The organism is Pelomicrobium sp. G1 (assembly GCF_051905455.1).
Classification (GTDB): domain Bacteria; phylum Pseudomonadota; class Gammaproteobacteria; order Burkholderiales; family UBA6910; genus Pelomicrobium.
In genome coordinates this window covers 19,609-27,339 of record NZ_JBQACR010000014.1, presented here as the reverse complement: position 1 = coordinate 27,339, position 7,731 = coordinate 19,609, and the positions used below count along the sequence as shown (strand labels likewise).

5 protein-coding genes are annotated in these 7,731 nt (G+C 66.8%); 4 read left to right on the top strand and 1 reads right to left on the bottom strand.

Going from position 1 to position 7,731, the window contains the following annotated elements:
• Window positions 1–265 precede the first annotated feature (265 nt).
• On the bottom strand, window positions 266–937 hold the full coding sequence (locus tag ACTFO6_RS13455; protein WP_439934957.1) for an acyloxyacyl hydrolase: 672 nt from the start codon (window positions 935–937) through the stop codon (window positions 266–268).
• 248 nt (window positions 938–1,185) lie between these two features.
• On the opposite strand from ACTFO6_RS13455, the gene ACTFO6_RS13450 reads away from it, so the two are divergent.
• From ACTFO6_RS13450 to ACTFO6_RS13435, 4 genes are all read left to right on the top strand, one after another.
• Entirely contained in the window at window positions 1,186–2,262 is a 1,077-nt protein-coding gene (locus ACTFO6_RS13450; protein WP_439934956.1) for a phytoene/squalene synthase family protein, read from the top strand.
• A gap of 59 nt (window positions 2,263–2,321) precedes the next feature.
• Entirely contained in the window at window positions 2,322–3,707 is a 1,386-nt protein-coding gene (locus ACTFO6_RS13445) for an aspartate aminotransferase family protein (RefSeq protein ID WP_439934955.1), read from the top strand.
• A 193-nt stretch (window positions 3,708–3,900) separates the two neighbouring features.
• On the top strand, window positions 3,901–4,887 hold the full coding sequence (locus tag ACTFO6_RS13440) for a TAXI family TRAP transporter solute-binding subunit (RefSeq protein ID WP_439934954.1): 987 nt from the start codon (window positions 3,901–3,903) through the stop codon (window positions 4,885–4,887).
• A 93-nt stretch (window positions 4,888–4,980) separates the two neighbouring features.
• Window positions 4,981–7,590, top strand: coding sequence for a TRAP transporter permease (locus tag ACTFO6_RS13435; RefSeq protein WP_439934953.1), 2,610 nt, complete (start codon window positions 4,981–4,983; stop codon window positions 7,588–7,590).
• The last annotated feature ends 141 nt before the right edge of the window (window positions 7,591–7,731 follow it).

Sequence of the window (7,731 nt, the reverse complement as noted above, 5' to 3'; positions counted from 1 at the left end):
GCCCCCCAGACCAGGGCCGCGGCGCCGCCGACGGCGAACAGGGCGCTGGCGCCCAGGCCGGTCGCCAGTCGCAGCGTGGTCAGGTGGTTGGGCGCTATCGGCGTCGCCGCCAGAGGGCGCACGCCCAGGCGCACGAAGCGGTGAATCCAAGTGTTGTGGCTCATTGGGCGCGCTCAAATCCCAAGCCATTTTGCCATGTTACGGCCCAGTGGCGTTAGCCATGGCGGTCAGCGCAGCGATCAGGTTCGAGACTGGGAACGCCGCCTCAGAAAAACCAACTGAGTCCGATCCGCAACGTATGGGTGTTCGTGCCCGTGTTGGGTTCTTCAATCCCGGCGTTGGAAAAATGGAGGTAGCGGTATAGTACCGTAACGGCCATGTCGTCCCGGATGAAGTAACGGACCCCGGCGCCTCCTTGGACGTTGAACTGAAACTTGGAGCTCAAGTCCGGCTTCCCGATGTTGGTGACCGACACGCCGGCGCCCAGGTCGATGAGCGGCGCCCAGCGGCTGCCCGTGGCGAAGTTGTAGCGTAGCAGCGGCGTGAGCCCGACGAAATAGCGGTCGTTCGGGTGGAACTGCAAGCCGGAAAACAGTTCTCCCACCAACTCGAAGTTGCCTCGCCACCACCTGTCCCGGCCCACCAAGTCGCTAAAGATCCAGCCGACACTTCCCGAAACGAGGGCGAGATCGTGGGTGCGCCTGCTGCCGAAGGCATTGCTGCCGGGTCCTGCGCCGACCGCAATTGCCACTTCCATCGCATCCTTGCGCAAGCCGCTCCCGATGCCCATTTTCCAGGCGCTCTGCCGGCTGAACCCGGTCTGCGGATGGATGCCGTTGGGCTGGGCCGGTGGCGTGACGACCGTTTCGGCGGCCGCCCCCAACGCTATGCCGATCCCGAGGAAAAACAGCCCCGTCCCCTGTCGCGGTTTTTTCATCGGCTTATTCTCTTCTTCCTCGAGGAAGATCCAACGATAGGTTAGACGGGGAGGCCCAAGGGTTCTTACGGGTCGGGATGCCGATGCGCGGGGATTTCCGCGCTGCTTTGTTCCCCACGTCGAAAGCCGCTAACCCGCCCGGCCGCCTTACCCATACGGTGGTGCGCCCGGGAGCGAGGGCGACTATACTTCCCGCATGGCGGTCCTGCCTCCCGGGGTGGGCCGCTTTCCCGAGCGCTCGCGATCCCATGTCCATCCCAGCGTCCGACCTCCAATATCAAGACCGCATTCTCGCCGGGGTCTCCCGCACCTTCGCCCTGACCATTCCCGAGTTGCCGGCCTGGTTGCGCATCGCAGTGGGCAACGCCTATCTCCTGTGCCGCATCGCCGACACGGTGGAGGATGATCCTCACCTCCCGGTGGAGGACAAGCTGCGCTTCCTGCGCCGCTTCGCCCGGGTCGTGGAAGGCCGGGAACCCGGCGAGGCCTTTGCGGCCGAATTGTCCGCCCGCCTGTCGCCCCGGGCGTCCCCGGCAGAACGGGACCTGGTGGCCCACACGGCCCGGGTGGTGGCCATCGCCCGTGCCTTCGCAGCGCCCCAGCGGGCGGCCATCGAGCGCTGCGTGCGGGTGATGACGGAAGGCATGGCGCGCTTCCAGGCCCAGGGCGGCTCCCGGGGGCTGGAAACCCTGGCGGACCTGGACGGCTACTGTTACTGCGTGGCGGGCGTGGTGGGGGAGATGCTCACCGAGCTTTTCTGCCAGCGGATTCAGGAGCTGGCGCCGCGGCGAGAGGAGCTGCGCCAGCTCGCCCTGTCCTTCGGCCAGGGGCTGCAGATGACCAACATCCTCAAGGACGTGTGGGAGGACCGCTCCCGGGGCGCCTGCTGGCTGCCCCGCGCGGTGTTCGAGGAGCGGGGCTGCGATCTCGGCGCCCTTACGCCGGGGGAAGCGGGCTTCCGGCGAGGAATGGAATACCTGATCGGCGTGGCCCGATGGCATCTGGAGCGTGCTCTCGATTACACCCTGTTCGTCCCCAAACGGGAGGAGGGCATCCGGCGCTTCTGCCTGTGGGCCCTGGGCATGGCGGTGCTCACCCTGGCAAACCTCAAGGGGCGCCTGGCCTTCAGCCGGGGGGATCAGGTCAAGATCTCCCGCGGCGCGGTGCGGGCCACGGTGGCCATCACTTCCCTCTGTGCAGGTTCCAACGGCGCCCTGCGGCTGTTGTTTCGCTGGGCGGCGCGGGGATTGCCGCCTCCCGTGCCGCCTCCGGAGGGGGTCGCTCCTCCCGGCTGGGCCTCCGAACCCTTGGAGGGAGGGACGTAAAGTGTCCGAGTTGCGCGGGGCTTCTCCTCTTTTGTCTTCCCTGCCGGCGAGCTGAAACCATGAGCCACGTCTTTCACCGCAACGCCCGGTTGGATCCTCCCATGGCGGTGGGGGGCGAGGGGCCGTACCTGGTGGACGCGCAAGGCCGCCGCATCCTGGACGCCTCCAGCGGTGCCGCCGTCTCCTGCCTGGGCCATGGCCATCCCGCCGTCATCCAGGCGATTCAGGAGCAGGCCCGGCGGCTCGCCTACGCCCACACTTCCTTCTTCACCAATGAGCCCATGGAGCGTCTCGCCGACTGCCTTGCCGAGGCGGCGCCGGGGGACCTCACCCGGGTGTATTTCGTGTCGGGGGGCTCGGAGGCGGTGGAGGCGGCCCTCAAGCTAGGCCGCCAGTACTTTCTCGAGATCGGACAGCCCCAAAGGCGCCACTTCATCGCCCGACGCCAGAGCTACCACGGCAACACCCTGGGGGCTCTCTCGGTGGGCGGGAACCTGTGGCGGCGGGCCCAGTTCGGACCGCTCCTGATCAAGGTCTCCCATGTCTCCCCCTGCTACGCCTACCGGGGCAAGGGGGAAGGGGAGAGCGACGCCGAATACTGCGACCGCCTGATCCGAGAACTGGAGGAGGAGATCCTGCGCTTGGGACCCGATACGGTGATCGGCTTCGTGGCCGAGCCGGTGGTGGGAGCGACCCTGGGCGCTGTTCCGCCGGTGGCGGGTTACTTCCGGCGGGTACGCGAGCTCACCGACCGCTACGGCATCCTGCTGATCCTGGACGAAGTGATGTGCGGTATGGGACGCACCGGCACCCTCTTTGCCTGCGAGCAGGAGGGAATCGTGCCGGACCTGGTGGTCCTGGCCAAGGGGCTTGCGGGCGGCTACCAACCCATCGGCGCGGTGATAGTGCGCCAGCCCATCTTCGAAGCGATCCGGGACGGCTCGGGCTTCTTCCAGCACGGCCACACCTACATGGGGCATCCGGTTGCCTGCGCCGCGGCCCTGGCGGTGCAGCGGGTGATCCGGGAAGAGAACCTGCTCGAGAACGTGTGCCGCCAGGGGGAGGGGTTGCGAGCGGCCCTGGCGGAGCGCCTCGGGGATCACCCCCACGTGGGCGATATCCGCGGCCGGGGGCTGCTCCTCGGGTTGGAGCTGGTGGAAGAGCGGGCGAGCAAGCGGCCGTTCGATCCGGCGCTTAAGCTCCACGCCGCGGTGAAGCGGGAGGCCCTAGCGCGGGGTCTCGCTTGCTACCCTATGGGAGGGACCCTGGACGGCAAGCTGGGGGATCACGTGCTCCTTGCGCCTCCGTTCATCATCGGCGCCGGGCACGTGGCGGAAATCGTGGACCGGCTGGCCGCGGCCCTGGAGGCGGCCCTGACGTCGTCCGGCTACCCTCGGGTCGAGGCTCCCGCATCGGGTACGCTGGTAGGAGGAGAGGTGCTTTGACCCGTCCGCCCTCCGCGGCGCTCGGGGGCGCGTGGTACACTCGAACCCGCCGGGAGCCCGCCCTGCCGGGCTCCCACCCTGACGTCATGGGAGGCATTCCGGTCCGGAGGCCCGCGCCGGCGGCCCGTGGAGAAGCCCGTTCCCGGGCCCGGCGGATCATCGACGACCATCATCACCACTGGAGGAAGAGACCATGAGGACGACAAGCGCGAAAAAACTGCCGCTCCTGGGGGCGGCCCTGCTCGCAGGCGCCCTGGGCCTGGGACCGGCTCCGGCGTCGGCCCAGCAGAAGTTCATCACCATCGGCACGGGCGGGGTCACGGGGGTGTACTACGCCGCGGGCGGCGCCATCTGCCGCCTGGTGAACAAGGACCGGCAGAAGCATGGAATGCGCTGCTCGGTGGAGTCCACCGGCGGCTCAGTCTACAACATCAACACCATCCGCGCTGGCGAGCTGGATTTCGGCGTGGCCCAGTCCGACTGGCAATACCACGCCTGGCACGGCGACAAGGTGTTCAAGGACGCGGGCCCTATGAAGGAGCTGCGCGCGGTGTTTTCCCTCCATCCCGAGCCGATGACCGTGGTGGCGCGCAAGGAGTTGAACGCCAAGCGCTTCGAGGACTTGAAGGGCAAGCGCTTCAACGTGGGCAACCCGGGCTCGGGAACCCGCGCCTCCCTGGAGGAACTGCTGAACGCCCTGGGCTGGAAGCTCTCCGACTTCTCCCTAGCCTCCGAGCTGAAAGCCGACGAGCACGGGGCGGCCCTGTGCGACAACAAGATCGACGGCTTTTTCTACGCCGTGGGCCATCCGTCGGCCAACATCCAGGACCCCACCACCACTTGCGGCGCCAGGCTGGTGCCCCTCACCGGTCCGGCGGTGGACAAGCTAGTGAAGGAGAATCCCTATTACGCGAAAGTGGAGATCCCCGGGGGGCTGTACAACAACAACCCCGACCCGGTGCCCACCTACGGGGTGCTGGCGACCCTGGTCACCTCCAGCAAGGTGCCGGCGGACGTGGTGTACCAGGTGGTGAAGGCGGTGTTCGACAACTTCGAGGAGTTCAAGAAGCTGCACCCGGCGCTCGCCAACCTGGATCCCAAGCGCATGATCAAGGACGGCCTGTCGGCTCCGCTGCACGACGGGGCGGTACGCTATTACAAGGAGAAGGGTTGGATGTAGCCCGTCCGAGAGGCGTTTCTTGAGAAATCCCAAGGGGCCGTATCCTATCGAGTAACGGCCCCTTGCTTTTTGCGGGCTGACGAGGAGGAGGCGATGGCCACGGCGGAGAATCGGGAGAGAGGGCTCAGCGAGCAAGAGCTTAAAGCCCTCGTGGCCGAGACCGACACCGGCGGGCGCAAGCCGACGGGCCTCGCCGCCAGAATTCTGTTCACGGTGGCCATCGGCTGGTCTCTGTTCCAGCTCTGGTACGCTTCGCCCCTGCCCTTTGCGGTGGGCTTCGGCGTCCTCAACGACACCGAGGCCCGCTCCATCCACCTGGCGATCGCTGTCTTCCTCGCTTTCCTCGCCTATCCCGCGTTCAAGGGATCGCCGCGTAAATACGTCCCCGCCCTGGATTGGGTTCTGGCTCTGGCGGGGGCGTTCGGCGCCCTCTACATCTTTCTCTTTTACCGGGAGCTGGCCACCCGGCCCGGCATCCCCATCGTCCAGGACCTGGTGGTGGCGGTCCTTGGGCTTGCCCTCTTGCTGGAGGCGGCCCGGCGCACCCTGGGGCTGCCGCTGGTGATTTTGGCGCTCGTCTTCATCGGCTACATCTTCGCCGGGCCCTATATGCCGGAGGCGATCGCCCACAAAGGGGCCTCCCTGGAAAAGGCCATGTCCCACTTGTGGCTCACCACCGAAGGCGTGTTCGGGGTGGCGCTGGGCGTGTCGACCAGCTTCATCTTCCTGTTCGTGCTCTTCGGCTCCCTCCTAGAGACGGCGGGCGCGGGCAACTATTTCATCAAGTCCGCCATCTCTCTGCTCGGCCACCTGCGGGGCGGGCCCGCCAAGGCGGCCGTGGTGGCCTCCGCGGCGACCGGGGTGATCTCCGGCTCTTCCATTGCCAACGTGGTAACCACCGGCACCTTCACCATTCCCCTGATGAAGCGGGTAGGCTACCGACCGGACAAGGCGGGGGCGGTGGAGGTGGCCGCCTCCGTGGACGGCCAGATCATGCCGCCCGTGATGGGGGCCGCCGCCTTCCTCATGGTGGAGTACGTGGGCATCCCCTACGCCGACGTGATCAAGCACGCCTTCCTGCCGGCGGTCATCTCCTACATCGCCCTCTTCTACATCGTGCACCTGGAGGCGTGCAAGGCGGACATCCGGGGGCTGCCCCAGCGTACCCAGTCCACGTTCCTCCAACGCGCCCTCGCCTTCGCCATGACTGTCGCGGGGCTGATCGTCCTTTCGGGCCTGGTCTACTACACCCTGGGGTGGATCAAGGGCGCGGCGGGAGACGCGTCCCTCCTGGTGATCGCATTCCTCATGGCAGCAGTCTACCTGGGACTGCTGTGGTACGGCTGCCGCTTTCCGCCTCTCGCCCGGGACGATCCCAACGCTCCCCTGGAGGTGCTGCCCGAGCCCGGGCCAACCCTCAAGACGGGGCTCCATTACCTGCTGGCGGTGGTGGTGCTCATCTGGTGCCTAATGGTGGAGCACCTCTCGCCGGGGCTCTCCGCCTTCTGGGCCACCTCCTTCATGATCTTTATCCTGCTCACCCAGCGGCCGATCCAAGCGTTCTTCCGCGGCCAAGGGGGCTATGGGACGGCGGCGCTGCAAGGTCTCAAGGACCTGGTCAAGGGTCTGGAGAACGGCGCGCGCAACATGATCGGCATCGGTATCGCCACGGCGGCGGCCGGCATCATCGTAGGCACCGTGACCCTCACCGGCATCGGGCTGGTGATGACCGAGTTCGTGGAGATCCTCTCCGGCGGCAACTTGCTCTTGATGCTCTTCCTGGTGGCGGTGATCTGCCTGATCCTGGGAATGGGCCTGCCCACCACCGCCAACTATATCGTGGTGTCCACCCTGATGGCGCCAGTGGTGGTGGAGCTGGGAGCCCAGCAAGGTCTGCTGGTACCCCTGATCGCGGTGCACCTCTTCGTGTTCTATTTCGGCCTGATGGCGGACGTGACGCCGCCCGTGGGCCTCGCCTCCTACGCCGCGGCGGGAATCGCCCGCTGCGATCCCATCAAGACCGGCATCACCGCCTTCGGCTACAGCATCCGCACGGCGATCCTGCCTTTCATGTTCATCTTCAACACCCAGTTGTTGTTGATCGACATCACCACCTGGTGGCAGCTTTTCCTCACCATCGGGAGCGCCATCGTGGCCAACCTCATGTTCGCCGCCGCCACCCAAGGGTGGTTCCTCACCCGCAACCGGCTCCACGAGTCGGCGCTGCTGCTGCTGGTCACGTTCACCCTGTTCCGGCCGGGATTCTTCTGGGACATGCTCTATCCCCCGTACGAGGAGGTCCCAGGCAGCCGGCTCTTGCAGGTGGTGGAGCAACAGCCGGCTAAGGCCGGGCTGCGGGTGTGGATCGAGGGCACGACCCTGGAAGGGGAGGAGGTGAGCAAGGGGGTGCTGCTGCCCCTGGGAGAGCCGGGGCCGGCCCGGGAGCGGCTGGCAGCCGCGGGCGTGCGGGTGATTCCCGACGCCGACGGGAAATCGTTCCAAGTGGTCCAGGTGCAGTTCGGCAGCCGGGCGGAGAAGCTGGGGATCGAGCAGGGCTTCCGCATCACCCACCTGGAGCTGCCCGTCGCGCGGCCGCCCAAGGAATGGATGTTCCTGCCGGCGCTGGCCTTGTTGGGGCTGGTGGCCGGGCTGCAACTCCTGCGCCGGCGCTCGCCACCGCCGGCCCGTACCCAGCCGGCGTAGATCGAGCAGGCGCCTGAATCGGATGTAAGCCACGAATGGGCACGGATTTTCGCGGATCAAGGCAAGGTTATTTTCCCATTCGACGACATCTATATTCATCCGTGGCTAGAAATACCCGGGACTCGCGGGATTATCGGGAAG

Bases quoted from the DNA above. Each gene is read 5' to 3' on its own strand.
- ACTFO6_RS13455 (WP_439934957.1), bottom strand. From the start codon at position 937: ATGAAAAAACCGCGACAGGGGACGGGGCTGTTTTTCCTCGGGATCGGC.
- ACTFO6_RS13440 (WP_439934954.1), top strand. From the start codon at position 3,901: ATGAGGACGACAAGCGCGAAAAAACTGCCGCTCCTGGGGGCGGCCCTG.
- ACTFO6_RS13450 (WP_439934956.1), top strand. From the start codon at position 1,186: ATGTCCATCCCAGCGTCCGACCTCCAATATCAAGACCGCATTCTCGCC.
- ACTFO6_RS13435 (WP_439934953.1), top strand. From the start codon at position 4,981: ATGGCCACGGCGGAGAATCGGGAGAGAGGGCTCAGCGAGCAAGAGCTT.
- ACTFO6_RS13445 (WP_439934955.1), top strand. From the start codon at position 2,322: ATGAGCCACGTCTTTCACCGCAACGCCCGGTTGGATCCTCCCATGGCG.